We start from the raw sequence: 18,838 nt of genomic DNA on the forward strand, positions 1-18,838 counted from the left end.
ACCGCTCCCAAATCACACCTTCACTACACATACCGGAGTATACTAAAAAAACAGGATGAATGTTAACCAAAAAATAACAGTAAAGTAAGCTTTTATAACTAAAAATCCAGCCATGAAATTATTTATCTCTGAGTAAAAATCATGACTATTTGCAAGATATTGATAGTTATTGCAAATTTTAATTGGGCAAAATTAAAGCTGAATAAATGTTGAAAATAACGGTACAAAGTACAGCGTTGGATAGACACTGCAAAAGTGCAGTGTCTAATCTTCAAAGAAGTGAATTAAATAGATCGAGTCGCAGATGCTGGGGGAATATTAGCAGCACCCAATGCCGGGGGAATCACTGCGAGTTGACCGGCTACTAATACCGCGAGTGCGCCAAACAAAAAGTATTCTGATGGGACAGATAACAGGTCAAAAAACTCCATGAGCTTTACATTGAGCAAAATCGCGCATACAACCCCAAACAGGATACCCAGCGTTGTGATAACAATGTTCTCTAAAACATAGTAGCGTACGATTTGCCATTTGCTTGCTCCCAGTGCCCTTCGAGTTCCGATCTGCCTTTTACGTCTAAGAATTGCAAAGCGCGCTTGCCCAAACGTGCCGAGCATAGTAATTACTATTAGACCGATAGTAACCGCTATCAGTATAGCCAAGGACGAAACCATCGGTTTATACCCTTGCTCCCTTGTATGGGCAAAGGTCTGATAGTCATCTATGATCCTGCCTGGTTGACGCATTAATAAAGCTTGTACGTCCTCCATAGCCTGTTTAAGCTGACCTTCACGGGCCTTAACCATAAATTTACTTTCACTGGTCAGTGTATACACTGGGTAAATGACGCTTCGTTCATTCCCCCACCAAGTAGGCCAAGTTGCAATCAACTCGTCAACAATACCAATGATTTGATAAGGTCGGCTATTGATATAGATAGTTTTCCCTACAGTAAGGGTCCAATCCTCAGGCGATATTTTTTTAGCGACTGCTTGCGTCACCATCACGGTACTTGATTGCACCGTGTAGTCAGTACTAGAAAGCAGCATCTCAGCATGGTCAAACTTTCGTCCCATCACGACTTCCAAACCAAGTGTGTCTATAAAGCCATCCGTCATACTATAAACACCCGCATAGGTGATATAACTTTCATCGCTTTCAGTCTTATTAAGCGCTAAGCCCAGCCCCCAACTCGTTAATGGGATTGAGTTAGTTGCAATGACATTCTCCACACTACTCAGCTCAAGAATATCAGCAAAGTCTTGTTCAAGCTGCGCTTTATAGTTATCGGGTTCAACTGGCAAGTTAGCCATGAAAGTGAATAAGCGCTCTTCATTCAGCCCACTGGGTTTATTAATTTCATGCCATTTATGAACAGCCATATAACCCACATTAATTAAAATGGTAAAAGCAACAGCGATTTGAATGATTAACAAGATAGGACCAGTTTTACTTTTCCATAAGGTCTTTAAAATGGGTTTTAAATCCTTCATATCGCGCTCCTATAAACTGTTCAATTGGCTAGATGGCTGTATTTGACTCGCTCGATATATCGGCCATAGACCAAACAAAACAGAGGTGCTTACTGCCAAACCTATCGTGCCAAGCATAAGGTAAATGTCCATCGTCATCACATTTTGATGCATGTTAGAGAACATCTCGGCTAGTACCGATAAACCAGCTTGCGCCAGAAGAAGGCCAATTATCCCGCCAACTAAACCAATAAATACTGACTCAAAACCAAATTGAATAATGATGTCTTTCTTATTTGCGCCAACGGCCCTACGAAGCCCAATTTCTCCGCCCTTTCCATGAAACTTAGTCATCATTAAGCTCATGACATTACATAAGCAGGCTAGTAGAAATGCCAGCGCAAACCCTATTCCCATGATATTCTCATTGCTCAGCGCCCCCTCCATTTTGAGGTATTCAGGCACAGTCATAAGGCGGTTAGGCTCGGGACGTGCAAATCGCCCAATTTTCCGTTGCTCTTCAGAATAATCGGACATAAAGCCAAAGTAATCGTCTTTTTTAGCCACCGAGTCAAATTCAACCCACATATGTATCCATACACATTCTGAAACGAGTAAATCGGCCAGTGTAGAATTTGGTGCATCCCCCCAACATGACCATCCCATTGAAGTCGGTGAAAACAATTCGTTGCGAATTTGCGACTCCAAGGGCACAAAATACTTTAATGTCGGTTGGTACATTAAGTATCGGTGTGTATAAAAGCGTGGTGTAGGCTGCCAATCATCGATAACCCCAACCACACGATAGAGCAATGTACCTATAAGGAGCTCTTTGCCAATGGAGTTTCCCCCACCAAAAATGCGGTCATTTTCATGTTTAGACAATACGATCACTTGTTCGCCGTTGAGATCGGCTTCCTCACTCCAAGTGCCACCAAAAATAAATGGCGCGCCAAACATATCAAAGAAGTCACGAGTTGTAGAACGTACGGGGTGCAATTGAGCATCTCGAATATCCGCGGATGCCGCCCTGATCATATCTGAAAACTGGGCAAACAGTGTGTGCTTATCCGCTTTATTGGCATGTAAAAGTGCCATTGCGTCCTGATAAGTCAACGTACTAGGAATATCGTTTTTACCATTACGTCGATAGCCATATGGTTGCATCGGATCCCATGAGTTGAGATGGACCATCGCAACTCGGTCACTTTTATGTGGCAGTGGGTCTTGCGCCATCATATAACCCACAGTGATTGTGACCATTGCAGCCGCAATGCCAATGGCAATGGTGCTTACCATTAAAAAACTCAATAATGGCGTTTTTCTTAAACTTAGCCACGCCAATTTGATGTAATAATTAACCATGCTTATCCCTATGCTAACAATGCTTCCTGATGTTCTGATAAGTATCCATCTCGTATTTCAATAATCCGACTAGCCTGCTTCGCCTGCTCCATATCGTGTGTCACCATCAAAATGCTGGTCCCTTGCTCATTGATCTCTTTTAAAAGAGACATAATCCCATCAGCCATTTGCGAGTCCAAGTTTCCTGTTGGCTCATCCGCCAACAAAAAAGAAGGGCTACCAGCCAACGCTCTCGCAATGGCAACCCGCTGCTGCTGTCCACCAGATAACTGTTGTGGATAGTGTGTTTGTCGCCCGGCAAGACCTACTTTCAACAAAGCTTCCTGAGCTCGCTGCGCGCGTTCTTTTGAGCTAAAGTGCCGGTAACGCAATGGCATTTCAACGTTATCAATTAAATTGAGCTCTGGAATGAGATTAAAACTCTGAAAGATAAATCCAATCTTTTGATTTCTCAGAGAAGATTTCTGACGGTCTGACAACCTCGTGACATCTTCATCATCTAAATAGTACTGTCCTTCTGAGTGCGCTTCTAATAGCCCGGCAATATTTAAAAAGGTGGTTTTACCTGAACCTGAAGGCCCCACAACTGAAATAAAATCCCCCTGCTCAATATCTAAATTAAATGGCTGAAGTGCTTGAGTTTTTATGGTATCCGTCACAAATGACTTAGCTACCCCTCGCATTTTTAACATTGTATATCCTTTAACTTTTTCACAAGTCGCCCTAACAGCACCTCCCTATATTGTCATCAGTTTGTAGATGACGAAGAAACATAGCTGACTGCCTTATTGGCTGTGCATCATGTCGACGACTTGGCTATTAGGTTTAAGTACCCAAAAAAAATCCGGCTCATTGTAAATGAAAAAGGTCAATTAAAACACAATATTAATTAAAATTTCACCTTAAATTAAAATTTTAATTAACCTCTTAAGTTGGTAACCAATTCTGAAGACTGATGAAAACCATTAGCACAGGATAATAACGAGGGAATAAATGAAATGGGTTGGCTCAATCGAGTTGAGCCAAATAATACTATACTGAGCGTGTCGCTTCTGATGGCGATATACTTGCAGCACGAATCGCCGGTTGTACAACAGCCAGTGTGCCTGCACCAAAAATGATAACACTGCCATAGAATAGGTAAATACTCGGTACTGGCAATAAATTAAAGTGTGATATCAGTAAATTATTAGCTACTATTGCGAGCACCATCCCTAAAGCGATACCAATCAAGTTAATTACCGCATTTTCCAATAAGTAATAACGAACGATTGCTATTCGGCTCGCCCCCAATGCTCTGCGTGTACCAATTTGCTTCCGCCGTTTCAAAATAGCAAAACGCGCCTGCCCAAATACACCTAACATTGTAATTAAAGCTAACCCAATCACAACAGCTTTCAAAGTACTATACGCAGCGACTTGAGAGCGATAAGCGCTCGCTCTTGACTCTGTTAACATTTCTAAGTGATCTACCGTACGATTCGGTTCCTGCATAACAATGCGCATTACATCCTGCATACTTTGTTTAGCACTTTCTCCCTGTATTCGGATCATTAGAAACACTTCAGATGACACCGTGGCTGTAGAAAATAGGACGTTATAATTGCTATTTTCCCAGTAGCTCCAAGGGCCAATTAAATGCTCTACAACCCCTTTTACAACCTGGGCATCTTCATTGAGGTATACCGTCTTACCTAGCACTTGTTGCCAATCAAGTGGATACAATTGCTCAGCCAAGGCCTTACTTATTACAATGCCTGAAGGGGTATCTAAGCCAAAATCAAATAAGCGCCTCTCATCACTGAGTTCAAATCCCTGACCTGCAATCAGTTTAAGACCCAAAGTTTCTGCAGCATCGTGGCTACCAGTGTAAAACGCAGCCTTGGTGATAAACCCTTCAGCGTTACGATCCAATCTGATTTCATGTCCGACTCCCCACTCGGAAAATGGAATAGAGTTCAATGTCACCGCGTTTTTAACAGTATCCAATGATTTTATCGCTTCAAGGTCACGAAATAAGCTAGCTTTCATTTCCTCTGGCTCTCCATGCAATGACATTTGAAACCAAAATAGCTCACTTTCAGCTAAACCACTGGAAACATGAATCTCTTCATGCTTTTGCAATAACATAAACACCGCATTGACTAAGACTGTGTATGTTACGGCGATTTGCAGTAAAAGCAGTAATGGGCCCGTTTTTTCCCGTATTAAGGATTTTATTATCGGCTTTAAATCTTTCATTTCACTACTTCCTACAAACTTTTTAAGTGGCTTGAAGGCTGGATCTGGCATGCTCTATATATAGGATAGAGGCCAAAAAGAGAGCTGGAAAATACAGACAACACGAGTGTCATTATCACTAGCTCGAGGTTCATTTCCATCAGTTCAGTATGTAAATGGCTATATACTTGAGCCGTAATTTGCAACCCTAGCTGTGCTAACAATAAGCCAATCACGCCTCCGCAAACCCCAACAATGACTGTTTCGCAACTAAATTGCCACGCAATGTTGACCTTACTGGCTCCAATAGCACGCCTCAGACCTACTTCGGCCCCTTTTCCATGAAATTTAGTCATCATTAGACTCATGCAATTGAGCAAACAGGCGATTAGAAAAGCCGCAGATAACCAAATAGCAATACGGCCATCTTTTCTTACCACTTCGTTATATTCGATATATTCTGCAACATTCAATATACGATTCATTTGCTCCCGCTGAAAACGCCCCATCGCCCGCTGCTCTTGAGCGTAACGATTAATATATGCGAGGTAATCTTCACGCTGTTCAGCAGAGCTCAATTCAACCCAGTAAAATAACCAAACACATTCAGATGCTTTTACTGACTCTAAGTCCACAAAATCCACTTCACCCCAACAATACACGCTGCCATCTGTACTGAGTGACCAGTTATTCTGAATGCTCGATTGAAAAGGAATAAATACACCTCTAGGCTCTCGAAATGCTTCACTTCGTGTTGTGTAAAAACGAGGTAATGGCGTCCATTCGTCTAACACGCCAACGACCCGATACAAAACTCCGCCAATCAAAACTTCCTTACCTAGAGAGTTTTCTCCTCGAAATAGCTGCTGATTTTTCTTTTTAGATAACACCACAACAGGGTTACCTTGGCTGTCATCGCTTGCACTCCAAGGTGAACCAAATAAGAAAGGCACATCGAGCATACTAAAAAATTCATGCGTCGTTGGCCTAAGATACGTCATTGTTGCCATACCTGAAGGTTGCTCAGCGGCCCGCATCATCGTTTTATGAAAACTAATAATGGTTTGTTTATCAGCTTTTTTATCAGCGTATAAGTTTGTCGCATCTTGGTAAGTCATAAAGATCGGGATATCCTCTTTTCCATCTTTTAACTTATAGCTTACATTGGGATCCCAACTACTGAGGTGCACGGTGAAAAGGCGGTCACTTTTTCCAGGAACTGGATCTTGAGTCATCATGTAATGAACTGTATAGGTAACCATAGTAGCGGCGATGCCTATTGCGATTGTCGCAATCATCAAAAAGCTCAATAACGGCGTTTTCTTAAGGCTAATAAACGCAAGCTTAAAATAGTAACGCAACATGCTAAACCTCATGCCACCACATTTTGTGAAGGTATACCTTCAGTGAGTACACCATCTTTAATTTCTATTATGCGATCCGCAAGATGAGCTTGCTCCAAATCGTGTGTAACCATCAATATACAGGTGCCAGAAGCGTTAATATCTTTTAGCAAGGACATGATGCCATCAGCCATGTTCGAATCTAAATTACCTGTTGGCTCATCCGCCAGTAAAAATGATGGAGATCCAGCAAGTGCTCTAGCAATAGCAACTCGCTGCTGCTGACCACCTGAAAGCTGTTGCGGATAGTGTGATTTTCTATTCGCCAGCCCTACTTTAGTTAAAGCATCGATTACTCGGCGCTGACGTTCTTTAGCTGAAAACGAACGGTATCTTAATGGCATTTCAACATTGTCGAATAAATTAAGCTCAGGTATCAAATTAAAACTTTGAAAAATAAAGCCTATTTGTTCATTTCTTAGACGTGACTTCTGAGTATCAGTCAACTTGGTGACATCTTGATTGTTAAGGTAATAATTCCCTTCAGAATAATCTTCCAATAGCCCGGCAATATTAAGGAAGGTCGTTTTTCCAGAACCTGACGGACCGACAACTGACACAAATTCCCCAGCTTCAATCTCTAAATCAAATGACCGTAAAGCTTGCGTTTTAACTGTATCTGTTACGTATATTTTTGCAACGTTTGACATTTTTAACATTATAATTCCTTGTTGCTATTGCTGACTTAGTTAGGACTTTCCATCGCCCGAATGTGCTAAATTGCTAATTTTTAACTAAGTATAGATAATCTTTACTTGGCCAATTACTGCATGCAAAATCTTAATACATTAAGGTATCACGCACTGAAAGATACATAAACCAAACCTTAAAGTCACCAAAATAAAACATTAATTTAATATCGCTTATTATTTAAAAGGTTAATATATCTTTGCTAAGCCACGGCAATTTTAACTTGTCTTTATGTTAAAGAGCGCCTCCTCGAGCATAATGACGAGTGTAGATCTTTCATTTTTACGCGCCGTTCAGCTCTTATAGCTTTAAGCTGTTTGGCTAAACTAAACGGCTAATTAAGCTATCGCTTCAGTGCGCCAACGTGCTGCATAGTGTTTGCCACTGCGCTCTTTCAATACACCATCTCTAATTTCAATCGTGCGCTTTGCTCTCATAGCCAAGATAGGGTCATGCGTTACCATCAAGATAGTCGTGCCATGGCTATTAAAGCTTTGTAATAAGCTCATAATTTCTTCAGCTTTGCTAGAATCAAGGTTTCCCGTGGGTTCGTCGGCGAGCACAATTGTAGGCTCACCAACTAGCGCCCGCGCAATTGCAGCTCGTTGTTGCTGCCCTCCAGAAAGTTGATGCGGTTTGTGGTGTGCACGACTCGTAAGACCTACCTTGTCTAATACCGTCATAACGCGATTTTTTCGTTCTTTCGCAGACAGTGAACGATATCTCAAAGGCACCTCAACATTGTCGTAAACTGACAACTCTGGAAGCAAATTAAAGCTTTGAAATATAATTCCTATTTTTGAATTTCTAAGTCGCGACTTTTGCCTATCTTTAAGCTGTAAAACAGCTTCCCCATCCAAGTAATACTGCCCCTCACAAGGATCTTCTAATAGGCCTAATATATTTAAGAATGTCGTTTTTCCAGAGCCAGATGGGCCAACTACTGCAATGAATTCGCCCTGTTCAACGTCAAGGTCAAAGGGCTGTAACGCCTGAGTTTGAATTGTATCCGTTGTGTAAGCTTTTGCTACCCCAGACATTTTAAGCATATACAATACTTCCTAGCCTAATATATTTTTTAATAGAGAGTTTGACTTGTTCAGACAAATAATCTCGGCTTCGCGACTATAATAGAGCTTTCTATTATTCGATTTAACCGCTTTTCAGTAGTATTCAACAGATTGGAATATCGAACTAAATACAACTTTATACATTGCTATTTCTTGTCAAAAGATACACAAAGGGATTACGTAAGTCACGATAAAACATCAAGAAAGTAACCATATAAAGTGCTAGAGAACCATCCTACTCGAGCTTGAATAATTCGCGGACAAATAAATGCCTAAAATGCAGACAATTGGCGTTTTAATTGGGTGTGCTAATTAGCATTATGTTATCAAGTACAGTTTAGACATGTGCCTAGAAGCAAAAAGCACGGTGTGTATGGACAATGCAGTAATTCAGAGCCATAGCCGCTAAATTACTGCATAATCAAAGGTGCAATATTTTTACACATCATACCCTAAATTAGGTGAAAGCCAGCGCTCAGCCTCTTCTAGAGACATGTTGCTGCGTGTCGCATAGTCCTCAACTTGGTCTTTTTGGATTGTCGCAACGGCGAAGTACTTGGAGTCTGGGTGCGAGAAGTACCAGCCAGAAACCGCTGCACCTGGCCACATTGCGTAAGAGCTTGTTAATTTCATACCAATGCGGCTTTCAACATCTAAAAGTTCCCAAATTTTGCGTTTTTCAGTATGCTCTGGGCATGCAGGATAGCCCGGAGCTGGTCGAATACCTTGATAATTTTCACGGATCAGCTCTTCATTGCTCAGCGCTTCATCAGCCGCAAATCCCCAATATTCTTTACGTACTTGCTCATGCAAGTACTCTGCAAATGCCTCTGCTAATCTATCTGCGACCGCCTTGACCATGATCTTGTTGTAGTCGTCTTGCTGCGCATCAAATGCATCAGCGAGATCGTCTTCTTCAAGTCCACCAGTCACAGCGAAGGCACCAAAATAGTCTTCAACCCCTTTAGGCGCGATATAGTCGGCAAGACAGTAATTAGGAAAATCTGGTTTTTCAGTTTGTTGACGTAGCTGACAAGAACGTAACAATACTTCTGATCGCGACTCATCTTTATAGATTTCGATGTCGTCTTCCACACGGTTGGCAGGAAATAATCCAATGACACCAAGAGGCTGTAGCGAGCCGCTGCGCTCTAGTTCGTCTAGCATCGCATTTGCGTCTGCAAATAACTTTTTAGCCTCTTCACCGACAATTTCATCTTCAAGAATACGCGGATATTTACCCGCCAAAGACCAGGTCATAAAGTAAGGAGTCCAGTCGATATACTTACGTAAAGTCTGAATGCTCACATCTTTAAATTCGGTAATACCCAGTTTTTTGGGCTTAGGGGGCGTATAATTGTCCCAATCGAGTTTAGCTGCATTGTCTCGCGCACGTGCCAAAGTTACAGGCTTTGAGCGTGGCTTTTTACGCGCTTGTTGTTCGCGTACTTTGACATACTCATTGGCGGTTTTTTCTAAAAATACTGGTTTTTGCGTTGCACTAAGTAAACTTGAAACCACGCCTACAGCTCGGCTCGCATTGTTAACATAAATCACCCCCTTATCATATTGCGGTTCAATCTTAACCGCAGTATGTGCCTTAGATGTTGTCGCACCACCAATTAGTAAAGGTATTTCAAAACCGCGACGAGTCATTTCTTTTGCGACATGCACCATCTCATCCAGCGATGGCGTGATGAGGCCCGATAACCCTATCGCATCGGCATTTTCATCAATGGCGGTTTGCAATATTTTTTCAGCAGGTACCATCACACCAAGGTCGACCACTTCATAGTTGTTACATTGCAACACAACGCCCACGATATTTTTACCGATATCGTGCACATCGCCTTTTACCGTTGCCATGATAATCTTACCGTTACTCGCCCCTTCCTCTTTTTCAGCTTCGATAAATGGGTCAAGGTAAGCAACTGCACGTTTCATCACGCGAGCTGACTTAACAACCTGAGGTAAGAACATCTTGCCAGCACCAAATAAATCACCAACGACATTCATACCATCCATCAATGGCCCTTCGATAACCTGAATAGGTTTATCAAAGCTCACGCGGCACTCTTCAGTATCTTCTTCGATGTATTCAGTAATACCTTTAACCAAAGCATGCTCTAGTCGCTTAGTAACGGGCCAAGTACGCCATTCCAAATCTTCTTTCTTCTCAGCTTGTGCCATGCCTGAGTATTTGGGGGCAATCTCAACAAGGCGCTCACCCGCTCCGGAGTCTGTGTTAAGTATCACATCTTCAACGGCATTTCGAAGCTCAAGAGGGATATCGTCATAAACCGCTAACTGGCTGGCATTCACGATACCCATGTCCATACCAGCCTTAATCGCATGGTATAAAAACACTGAGTGAATCGCTTCACGAACTGGATTATTGCCGCGAAATGAGAATGATACATTGGACACACCGCCCGACACTTTACAGTGAGGCAAGTTCTGCTTAATACGACGCGTCCCTTCAATAAATTCAACTGCGTAGTTATCATGCTCCTCGATACCTGTCGCAACCGCGAAAATATTGGGATCAAAGATAATGTCCTCTGGCGGAAAGCCCAGCTCATCCACGAGGATTTTATAAGAGCGTTCGCAAATTTCATACTTGCGATCCGCGGTTTCCGCTTGACCAACTTCATCGAAAGCCATTACCACAACCGCAGCGCCAAAGCGCTTTAAGACTTTTGCTTGCTTTACAAAAGGTTCTCTCCCCTCTTTTAAAGAGATTGAGTTAACGATTGCCTTGCCTTGAATGCACTTTAGGCCCGCCACGATGACATCCCACTTCGACGAGTCAACCATGATTGGTACTTTCGAGATTTCAGGCTCAGAAGCGATTAGATTAAGGAATTTCACCATGGCCATCTTAGAGTCCAACATGGCTTCATCCATGTTGATGTCAATGACCTGCGCACCACCTTCTACTTGCTCTCTCGCAACTTCGAGTGCAGTTTCGTAGTCTTCTTCTAAAATCAGGCGCTTAAAACGCGCCGAACCCGTAACATTGGTTCTCTCGCCGACGTTAGTAAAAATGGCTGTAGATTGCGTCATAGTGATACTTCCTAATTCAGGTTACAGGCTTCTAAACCTGATAAGCGCATGCGAACTTCGAGATCGGGCAGTGGACGAGGCTTAACCTCAGCAAGCTTATCTGCAAATGCTTTGATATGCTCAGGTGTGGTGCCACAACACCCACCTACGATGTTGATAAAGCCCTCTTTACCCCAGTCAACTATCTCTACGCTCATTTCATCAGCTTCTAAGTCATATTCTCCAAACTCATTGGGTAAACCCGCGTTCGGGTGTACAGAGGTGAAGGTTTCACAGACACGCGATAGCTCTTCAACGTAAGGGCGCAATAGATCAGGGCCTAAAGCACAATTAAGGCCAATTGAAATCGGTTTGATATGACGAATAGAGTTATAAAAAGCTTCTGTTGTTTGACCCGACAGTGTACGGCCTGACGCATCTGTAATAGTACCTGAAATCATCACTGGCAATCGAATACCTGCTTGCTCAAACGCTTCTTCTACGCCATAAGCTGCTGCTTTGGCATTCAGCGTATCAAATATAGTTTCAATGAGAATTAAATGCGCTCCCCCTTCTATTAGGGCGAGCGTTGATTCTATATACGCTTCCACCAGCGCATCAAACGTAACATTACGATAACCAGGGTCATTTACATCAGGTGAAATCGAGCAGGTTTTAGATGTTGGGCCCAACACACCACCTACATAGCGTGGCTTGCTTGGGTCTTTTGCAGTAAATTCATCACACACTTCGCGCGCCAACTTTGCCGACTCAAAGTTTATCTCACGACTTAAACTGGCCATGTCATAATCTTCCATCGAAATGGTCGTCGCATTGAAGGTATTTGTTTCTATAATGTCGGCACCCGCTTCGAGATATTCTCTATGGATTTGTCGAATCACTTCTGGTTGGGTCAAGCTCAACAAATCATTGTTGCCTTTAATCAACACGTGCCAATCCTTAAAGCGCTCGCCGCGATAGTCTTCTTCTTCAAATTTGTGTTTTTGGATCATGGTACCCATCGCACCATCCAAAATGACAATACGATTTTGCATGGTCTTTTGCAGTGCATCAGATACTGCTTGGCCATCAACTGGCTCAAATGGCACGCTGTTATTCGGCATAATTGTTAGTCCTTACGTCTTGGCTAACGAGATTAATATCGTAGGGGGTTGTTTGGTACACATAGTAGTTTAACCAATTTGAGAATAATAAAAAGGCGTGACTCTGCCAGGTCTTTGATGGTTTGGCAGTATGGTCATCATTGGGGAAATAGCTCTCTGGTTTAGGTGCATTTATGTCGTTGACCAAATCTCGCTGATACTCTTTTTGTAGTGTATCCGCATCATATTCTGGATGACCTGTGATATACACTTGACTACCGGTTTTGTTTTTCAGTAGGTAAGCACCGACTTTTTGTGAGCCAGCTAAGACGACTAAGTCTTTGCTGTTATTGATCTTCTCAATATCAATATGGCCATACCTGGAGTGGGGTACTAAAAACTCATCGTCAAATCCACGTGTAAGCGCTCCATGGTCAAAATACACCTTATGCTTAAATACACCACATAGCTTATTTTCTTTAAGTGTTCTTTTTAAGCCATGATGATGGAATAGGCCGGCATGTGCAGCCCAACAAGAAAACAAAGTTGAGGTAACATGGTGCTCCGCCCAATCAAAAAACTCTTGTAACTCTTCCCAGTAGATAACATCACTGTATTCAAGGTGTGCTAACGGTGCGCCAGTAACAATTAGGGCATCATAATTCTGCTCTTTAACCTCAGAGAAGTAACGATAAAACATGTTTAAATGCTGTTCTGAATTTTCAGAGCTACGATGTGTATCCAAGCGCAATAAATCAACATGCACTTGCAACGGTGTATTTGCCAACAAACGAATAAACTGTACCTCGGTCTCTACCTTATTCGGCATCAGATTTAGAATGGCTAGCCGCATAGGACGGATTTCTTGAGACAAAGCGCGACTTTTTGGCATAACAAATACATTTTCATGTCGCAGCCGTGCAATGGCAGGCAATTCGTCTTTTACGGTAATTGGCATGAGACTCTTCCCCAATGGAGCATAAATTAGCTAAAAATATATGACTGCCATTATGAACGAAAGCCAAAAAAATTCAACTTCTAGATGTACAGACGTCCAAATGAGTGAGGAAATTTTTGATGTGTTAGGCGAATATCGGCACTAAGTAGATGAGGAGGAAAAAGTTCAGTAAGGAATAGATAGAAAAGAATGTGGAGTTTGTAGGTGTATTTAAAGATAAAGGGTGCCCTGTGAGTAGCACCCTGTGTTTATGCAAGTAGAGGACTAACTGATATAACCATAAGCTAACACTATCGCTAAGATGAGACCCGCTGAAGAGAAAATACCGTATTCAATGCCCACCTTCAGCCGATCGACTCCTTCTTGATTTGACTCGGAGAAAGCCATAATCAAACAAGATACGAACATACAAAAACTGAAGAGAATTAAATTTACTTGAATTGCATCGAATATCATATTGTTCTCCTATGAGTGGCAGAGCAACCACGTTAAGCTGACGACTATATCTACAAAACAAAGTGTAGCAAGAAACCTTTTAAACTTTCAATAAAAACTGAAAGTTTAATTTAAATGTTGCATCCACAATCAAAATGATTACAGTACGACCAGTTAAAAAGAATAATAAGACCACTATGGGAATTGGAGAGTTAGCCGCATTCACAGCGGCCGCTGTGTGGGCATTCTCGACACTGCTTTACAAACGTTTTAGTCATCACCTAAATCCATTGGAGTTAAATGTAGCAAAAGGGGTCATTGCATCAGCACTCATGGCCGCTGTATTACTTTTAACTTGGGATAGTCAGCTACCCACAAATGAACTGAGCTGGGGGTGGTTGATTGCCAGTGGCATTGTAGGGATCGCTATTGGAGACAGTGCTTACTTTGGTGCACTACGCAATATAGGCCCTGCGCGCACTTTGGTAATAGAATCACTCGCCCCCGCGATTGCAGGACTGCTCAACATCGCCTTATTAGGCGTCTTTTTATCCCTTACTGCGTGGTTGGGCATTATCCTCACCACCTTAGGTGTGATTATTGCTGTAAAGCCCAATCAAGCTCTACCTACAGTAGATCGGAACACGTACCACAAAGGGGTCATTTTCGCGCTTATTGCAGCAACCTGCCAAGCAGCTGGAATGGTGTTATCTAAAGGGGCATTGAATGATCAACAAGTCAGTAGCTTGTGGGCAGCAACCATACGCTTGGTATCCGGCACTGTGGCTGTCGCAGCTATTGTTGCAGCATTTAAACACAGCTCATTACAACGTGCGATCACACTAAAGGGGATAGATAATAAAGGTTGGTTATTTGCTGCGGTGTTTTTCGGTACGTTCATCGGCCTGTGGTTGCAACTGATTTCAGTAAACAACACAGATCCAGCGATTGCTCAAACCATTTTTTCTGCTGCACCGCTGATGGTAATGACAATGAGCCTAATACGCAAAGAGCATATTACACACAACATGATATTCGGTGGGGTATTGGCGTTTGGCGGGATAGTTTTACTATTGAGTGGGTAGGAATAAATTTAGGAAAGAGGCCATCACAGTTAGCCTATGCATAGAGCAATGCACGTGAGCAGGCTAACTGGATGACCTTGGAGGTAGGAGGTGTGGAAGGAAAAGCATCGCAAGAATAGCAATGCGATATGAAATTATTCATGAACCATAAAACGCAAAAAGCGTTTATTCAGCCAAGGCCTCGCAACTCACATAAGAGTAAAAACCTTGACCATTAATCACGTGTTCGACTTCATTGACGTACCAACGACCGTTAATTTCGTCGGCGACATCTTCAATTTCAACGACGCCACCAGCCACGATGTCTGGTTTCCCAAAGGTATGTAACTGAACTGATTTGTGGCTGCGTTTTAATTGGTTAAGTTTGCTATCCGCAGCGGCTTGCGCGATTGCTTCGTTTGCAAACACGTATGGCAACACATGACTTGGGGATTTCGACCCCGCATTCACTGTCTTTAGTTCAGCAATGTCAAAGTCATAGAATTTTGCTTTGACTTCACCTACTGACTTATAGTGCTGAGCATTAAGTATCCAATTCGTCAGCCATTTTGGCCCTAGGGCTACTTCTGGCAAAGCTTGTCCAGACAATGAACGACCGGTCCCTTTATTCATGAAAATCAATTTGTCATTAACGATTTTCATAAAGGCATCGAATTGCTCCGCTAGCTTTGAGAGTAACTGCATGTCGCTTTCACTTTGCTCAATTTGAGGCAATTGGATTTGCTGATAACTATCGGCAATGCAAGGCGACAGACCATACTGCCCTGCAATCTCTGAAATCACATCTGCCAGCATCAACGGCGCATCATCTGAACTTGGCCAAGATTTAAACTTCAGTGTTTTTAACTCTTGATCCCAAATGACTTTATTACCATGTAGCTCCAACGCTCTCACAGGGCCAATTAATTGATACTCACCGACACTGTACTTGCCCATTTCAACAATCGGTGCACTGTTATCGCCAGTACCTTGTTTGTAACCCATACCGATCTCAAGATCTTCTGCACCTTTTGGCGCAGTAATTGGCAGGTTGCCTAAATTGTCAAACTTCACATAGCAAGTATCACTTAACAGTCCGGTACGAAGGGTCACTCGAACTTCTGCAATACGATCTCGAAGTTGCGCCGCAACTTCCTTGCCATTTGCTTTTACCGAGTAATGCGCCTGTAATTCCATGACAATTTACTCCCAAATATTAATCTCTTTACGTACTTTCGGTTTAGGTAAGTCCGGCAGTAATATTTCTATATTTTCTGGGTAGATAGGACCCAGCTCTGCGAGTCCATAGTTCGCATTTAAGACACGCTCAACCATACCTGAACTTCGTCCATAGTGGCGGAAGCATATCAAGTCCAAACAATCGCCATCACGTGTGACATAAGTTACTCCACTCATGATTGTGCTCCTTCATTACCATCATATCGAGACAGCTTCATCGTGAATTGGATTTCGCGTGGAATACCATCATTCAAATATAATGTCCGCGTCTCATTAATGTCGGTGATGACCCACTTGTCTAAAACACGCCCAACACTGGGAGTTGATTTGCCACTTTCTTCTACATAAGTCAGTGTTAAAGGCTCGCCTTTGGCTGCCTCAGCTCGCATCCTATCCAGTTGTTTCAAACCATCAGTAACCAATTGAGGGAAGATGGTTCCCTCTAATTCAAGCTCTTGCTTCCCCACACCAATAAATTGCTGTACTGGTGTAGTTTGGTCGGTTTGAGTATCAAGTGTTTTCCAGCGGTACTGAGTGTTGAACTGCATTTTTTGAAATGCAGCCGTACTCACAGAGAACTTATATTTACCTAGCTGCAACATGTAATTGGCATGGTTAATCTTTGCCATTGAAAACCCTCTTTTAAAAGCTTAAGGGGCAACCCCTTAAGCTACTTCGTTGTAATACCGCGCACGATAGTCTCGCACAGCTTGTTGTTGCTGCTGTTCCAGTATTTGCTTAATTTGAATAGCAATGTCTTGCGCTTTGTCATCGCCGTTAGCATTCACTGTAATGTTGGCATTCACCGTGACACTGCCAGCAAACTCTTTCGATTGCACATCACTGGTGATTTGAGATTGAACGCTACTTTGTTGGGCTAGAGATTCAGGCTTGCTTACTGGCAAAGCTTTTGAATCCGCCAACTGCTTCGACTTTTCGGTCTTATCGTCACCGAACAAACTAGCAAAGAAGTTGCCACCGACTTGGGACATTGCTGCATTGGTTAAATACCCGGCAACTGGACCGAGGAATTTTCCATACTTGGGAATTTTCCCGACTAAGTGCTCAACACCTTCCGCACTTAGCGCACCCGTTAACGTGCCACCGATAGTGCGTGCTTTTTCTTGTGTTGAGAGGTCGTCATTGGCCGCAGCTTGATAAATGGTATGGCCATTTAAAGCATGTCCCAACAATTGCGTTTGCTTAGACCATTGCGCTGATTTTCCTGCTGGCTTGCCAGACGCTTCATCTACCGCAGCCATTGTGCCAAGCACCATGTTCGCTTCATTGATGACATTATCTTTGACAAACTGTAGTGGTGAACTTGTTTGAGTATTTGCAGCTGTCTCTTGTGCAAATTCCGTTTGAGCCTGTCCATTTGACAATGCTGTTACACTCGATGTACTAGACTCACTCGCTGCTTGCTGGTTATTCTCTTTTGATTCATCGTCAAAGAACCAGCCGCCCAGCGTGTCACCTAGCCAACTACCTGCAGATTCTCCACCAAATGCGCCAATTGCGCCGCCAACAATCCCGCCAATCGCAGTACCAATGCCTGGAATAATAGAGCCGATAGCGGCACCTGCAGTTGCGCCAGCTAATGCGCCCCCCATACCACCGACAGCTCCACCAACACGGCTGGACTTTTCTTGATTGCTTAAGGTGTCATCACTTAGCGCGGAGTAGGCATCCATAGCGCCCATTGCAACGGTCAAAGGCGCGTTTAGCTTACCTAAATACTTTGCAGGCCCCTTGACCAAGCTTGACAATGCACCACCTTTTTTACCTGCGAACTTACCCAACTTTGAAAATACCGAATCATTAGCGGCCTTAGGCGCTTTATATGAATTGGACGCTTTCGCTTTAGGGTGTTTTGCAGGCTGGTTAGCCCTGCTACTGGTAACTTGCTGGCCAGCGGGTTTGGCTTTTCCGCCATCTAGCACTTTAAGGGCTGGCTTCGCTGGCTTTTTACGCTTTGGTTTATCGGATTTCAGTGATTGATTTAATTTCGCAGCCTTTCGCTGGCTCGCCTCATCACTGTCATTCTGTGAGCGCTTCGCTCCTTTATTCGATTTCTTACGCTTATTGGATTTTTTACGCGACTTTTTCCTAGATTTCTTAGGTTTTTCCTCTTGCTCATCACTACCGTCAAACAGTGATTCTAAACCTAAGTCGCCTAAACCAAACTCAGCTAATAAATCAGGCACAGCGCCAGTTAATGAAGACAAGTCTCCATTTAAAATTCCTTTAAAGTCGAGCTTCTCAATCAGCGCTGAGTGCTTCGAAAATACACTCGCAGCATCTTGCAAGCCAAACGCATTAAGCAATTCCGGCGCTTGCTGCATTAAGGAACTGAGATCTCCTTCCAAAATCGCTTTGGTATCCAGCTTTTGTAAAGCTGGTAACGCAGCATCGAGTGTAGCACCTACTTCATCTAGTCCTGCCGCTTTGAGCAGACCAGGCGCAGCCGACATCAGACTGGATACATCACCACTGGCAATGCCTTTTAGATCCAACTGCTGTAGCGCCGGTAAAGCAGCCTCCAACGTTTCAGAAGCTTCACCTAACCCAGCTGCTTTTAATAACCCAGGTGCCGCGGTCATTAAGCTTGACACATCGCCGCTGGCAATACCTTTGAGATCCAACTGCTGCAGTGCTGGCAAGCAGCTACAAGGGTCTCGGATGCCTCATTCAAGCCCACCGACGCCAATAAATCTGGCGCTGCGGTCATTAAGCTTGAAACATCGCCGCTGGCAATACCTTTGAGATCCAAC

General features: G+C 43.1%; 15 protein-coding genes. 1 reads left to right on the top strand and 14 read right to left on the bottom strand.

Annotation, left to right across the window (positions count from 1 at the left end; all coding sequences use genetic code 11):
• Positions 1 to 284 precede the first annotated feature (284 nt).
• The 10 genes from A7985_RS19265 to A7985_RS19310 form a co-directional block, all read right to left on the bottom strand.
• On the bottom strand, positions 285 to 1,493 hold the full coding sequence (locus tag A7985_RS19265) for an ABC transporter permease (protein ID WP_065792069.1): 1,209 nt from the start codon (positions 1,491 to 1,493) through the stop codon (positions 285 to 287).
• Positions 1,494 to 1,502: 9 nt separating this feature from the next.
• The gene (locus tag A7985_RS19270; protein WP_065792070.1) at positions 1,503 to 2,837 is read right to left on the bottom strand and encodes an ABC transporter permease; all 1,335 of its coding nucleotides are present in this window, start codon (positions 2,835 to 2,837) and stop codon (positions 1,503 to 1,505) included.
• A gap of 8 nt (positions 2,838 to 2,845) precedes the next feature.
• Positions 2,846 to 3,529: an ABC transporter ATP-binding protein gene (locus A7985_RS19275; RefSeq protein WP_065792072.1), complete on the bottom strand. Its 684-nt coding sequence runs from the start codon at positions 3,527 to 3,529 to the stop codon at positions 2,846 to 2,848.
• 340 nt (positions 3,530 to 3,869) lie between these two features.
• Positions 3,870 to 5,078 (bottom strand): ABC transporter permease, encoded by a 1,209-nt coding sequence (locus A7985_RS19280; protein WP_065792074.1) that lies wholly within the window; start codon positions 5,076 to 5,078, stop codon positions 3,870 to 3,872.
• A gap of 11 nt (positions 5,079 to 5,089) precedes the next feature.
• Positions 5,090 to 6,433 carry an ABC transporter permease gene (locus A7985_RS19285; RefSeq protein ID WP_256096807.1) on the bottom strand — a complete coding sequence of 448 codons (1,344 nt, stop codon included), beginning with the start codon at positions 6,431 to 6,433 and terminating at the stop codon, positions 5,090 to 5,092.
• Complete coding sequence (locus A7985_RS19290; protein ID WP_065792076.1) at positions 6,430 to 7,119, bottom strand: ABC transporter ATP-binding protein; 690 nt, start codon at positions 7,117 to 7,119, stop codon at positions 6,430 to 6,432. The genes A7985_RS19285 and A7985_RS19290 overlap by 4 nt, the downstream gene beginning before the upstream one ends.
• Before the next feature lie 369 nt (positions 7,120 to 7,488).
• Positions 7,489 to 8,199 carry an ABC transporter ATP-binding protein gene (locus A7985_RS19295; protein WP_065792078.1) on the bottom strand — a complete coding sequence of 237 codons (711 nt, stop codon included), beginning with the start codon at positions 8,197 to 8,199 and terminating at the stop codon, positions 7,489 to 7,491.
• 459 nt (positions 8,200 to 8,658) lie between these two features.
• A complete protein-coding gene (gene metH, locus A7985_RS19300; protein ID WP_065792082.1) occupies positions 8,659 to 11,286 on the bottom strand; it encodes a methionine synthase in 2,628 nt (875 codons plus the stop codon).
• A gap of 11 nt (positions 11,287 to 11,297) precedes the next feature.
• Positions 11,298 to 12,389 (bottom strand): homocysteine S-methyltransferase family protein, encoded by a 1,092-nt coding sequence (locus A7985_RS19305; protein ID WP_065792084.1) that lies wholly within the window; start codon positions 12,387 to 12,389, stop codon positions 11,298 to 11,300.
• Positions 12,379 to 13,326: a homoserine O-succinyltransferase gene (locus tag A7985_RS19310; RefSeq protein ID WP_065792086.1), complete on the bottom strand. Its 948-nt coding sequence runs from the start codon at positions 13,324 to 13,326 to the stop codon at positions 12,379 to 12,381. The genes A7985_RS19305 and A7985_RS19310 overlap by 11 nt, the downstream gene beginning before the upstream one ends.
• 590 nt (positions 13,327 to 13,916) lie before the next feature.
• On the opposite strand from A7985_RS19310, the gene A7985_RS19320 reads away from it, so the two are divergent.
• On the top strand, positions 13,917 to 14,846 hold the full coding sequence (locus tag A7985_RS19320) for a DMT family transporter (RefSeq protein WP_256096808.1): 930 nt from the start codon (positions 13,917 to 13,919) through the stop codon (positions 14,844 to 14,846).
• 165 nt (positions 14,847 to 15,011) lie between these two features.
• Here A7985_RS19320 and A7985_RS25845 read toward each other — a convergent pair whose 3' ends face one another.
• Genes A7985_RS25845 through A7985_RS19340 form a run of 4 tightly spaced genes read right to left on the bottom strand, consistent with a single transcriptional unit; the run spans position 15,012 to position 18,727 of the window.
• The gene (locus A7985_RS25845) at positions 15,012 to 16,022 is read right to left on the bottom strand and encodes a phage late control D family protein (protein WP_081310637.1); all 1,011 of its coding nucleotides are present in this window, start codon (positions 16,020 to 16,022) and stop codon (positions 15,012 to 15,014) included.
• Between the two features lie 6 nt (positions 16,023 to 16,028).
• A complete protein-coding gene (locus A7985_RS19330) occupies positions 16,029 to 16,241 on the bottom strand; it encodes a tail protein X (protein ID WP_065792091.1) in 213 nt (70 codons plus the stop codon).
• Positions 16,238 to 16,693, bottom strand: coding sequence for a phage tail protein (locus A7985_RS19335; RefSeq protein WP_065792093.1), 456 nt, complete (start codon positions 16,691 to 16,693; stop codon positions 16,238 to 16,240). The genes A7985_RS19330 and A7985_RS19335 overlap by 4 nt, the downstream gene beginning before the upstream one ends.
• A 36-nt stretch (positions 16,694 to 16,729) precedes the next feature.
• Positions 16,730 to 18,727 carry a hypothetical protein gene (locus A7985_RS19340; RefSeq protein ID WP_141685402.1) on the bottom strand — a complete coding sequence of 666 codons (1,998 nt, stop codon included), beginning with the start codon at positions 18,725 to 18,727 and terminating at the stop codon, positions 16,730 to 16,732.
• Positions 18,728 to 18,838: the final 111 nt, after the last annotated feature.

The sequence above is a fragment of the Pseudoalteromonas luteoviolacea genome (assembly GCF_001696455.1).
Classification (GTDB): domain Bacteria; phylum Pseudomonadota; class Gammaproteobacteria; order Enterobacterales; family Alteromonadaceae; genus Pseudoalteromonas; species Pseudoalteromonas luteoviolacea_C.

Excerpts from the sequence above, each read along its gene's own strand:
- A7985_RS19290 (WP_065792076.1), bottom strand. The coding sequence starts at position 7,119 with ATGTTAAAAATGTCAAACGTTGCAAAAATATACGTAACAGATACAGTT.
- A7985_RS19285 (WP_256096807.1), bottom strand. The coding sequence starts at position 6,433 with ATGAGGTTTAGCATGTTGCGTTACTATTTTAAGCTTGCGTTTATTAGC.
- A7985_RS19270 (WP_065792070.1), bottom strand. The coding sequence starts at position 2,837 with ATGGTTAATTATTACATCAAATTGGCGTGGCTAAGTTTAAGAAAAACG.
- A7985_RS19265 (WP_065792069.1), bottom strand. The coding sequence starts at position 1,493 with ATGAAGGATTTAAAACCCATTTTAAAGACCTTATGGAAAAGTAAAACT.
- A7985_RS19320 (WP_256096808.1), top strand. The coding sequence starts at position 13,917 with ATGATTACAGTACGACCAGTTAAAAAGAATAATAAGACCACTATGGGA.
- A7985_RS19305 (WP_065792084.1), bottom strand. The coding sequence starts at position 12,389 with ATGCCGAATAACAGCGTGCCATTTGAGCCAGTTGATGGCCAAGCAGTA.
- A7985_RS19275 (WP_065792072.1), bottom strand. The coding sequence starts at position 3,529 with ATGTTAAAAATGCGAGGGGTAGCTAAGTCATTTGTGACGGATACCATA.
- A7985_RS25845 (WP_081310637.1), bottom strand. The coding sequence starts at position 16,022 with ATGGAATTACAGGCGCATTACTCGGTAAAAGCAAATGGCAAGGAAGTT.
- A7985_RS19295 (WP_065792078.1), bottom strand. The coding sequence starts at position 8,199 with ATGCTTAAAATGTCTGGGGTAGCAAAAGCTTACACAACGGATACAATT.
- metH (WP_065792082.1), bottom strand. The coding sequence starts at position 11,286 with ATGACGCAATCTACAGCCATTTTTACTAACGTCGGCGAGAGAACCAAT.
- A7985_RS19330 (WP_065792091.1), bottom strand. The coding sequence starts at position 16,241 with ATGAGTGGAGTAACTTATGTCACACGTGATGGCGATTGTTTGGACTTG.
- A7985_RS19335 (WP_065792093.1), bottom strand. The coding sequence starts at position 16,693 with ATGGCAAAGATTAACCATGCCAATTACATGTTGCAGCTAGGTAAATAT.
- A7985_RS19310 (WP_065792086.1), bottom strand. The coding sequence starts at position 13,326 with ATGCCAATTACCGTAAAAGACGAATTGCCTGCCATTGCACGGCTGCGA.
- A7985_RS19280 (WP_065792074.1), bottom strand. The coding sequence starts at position 5,078 with ATGAAAGATTTAAAGCCGATAATAAAATCCTTAATACGGGAAAAAACG.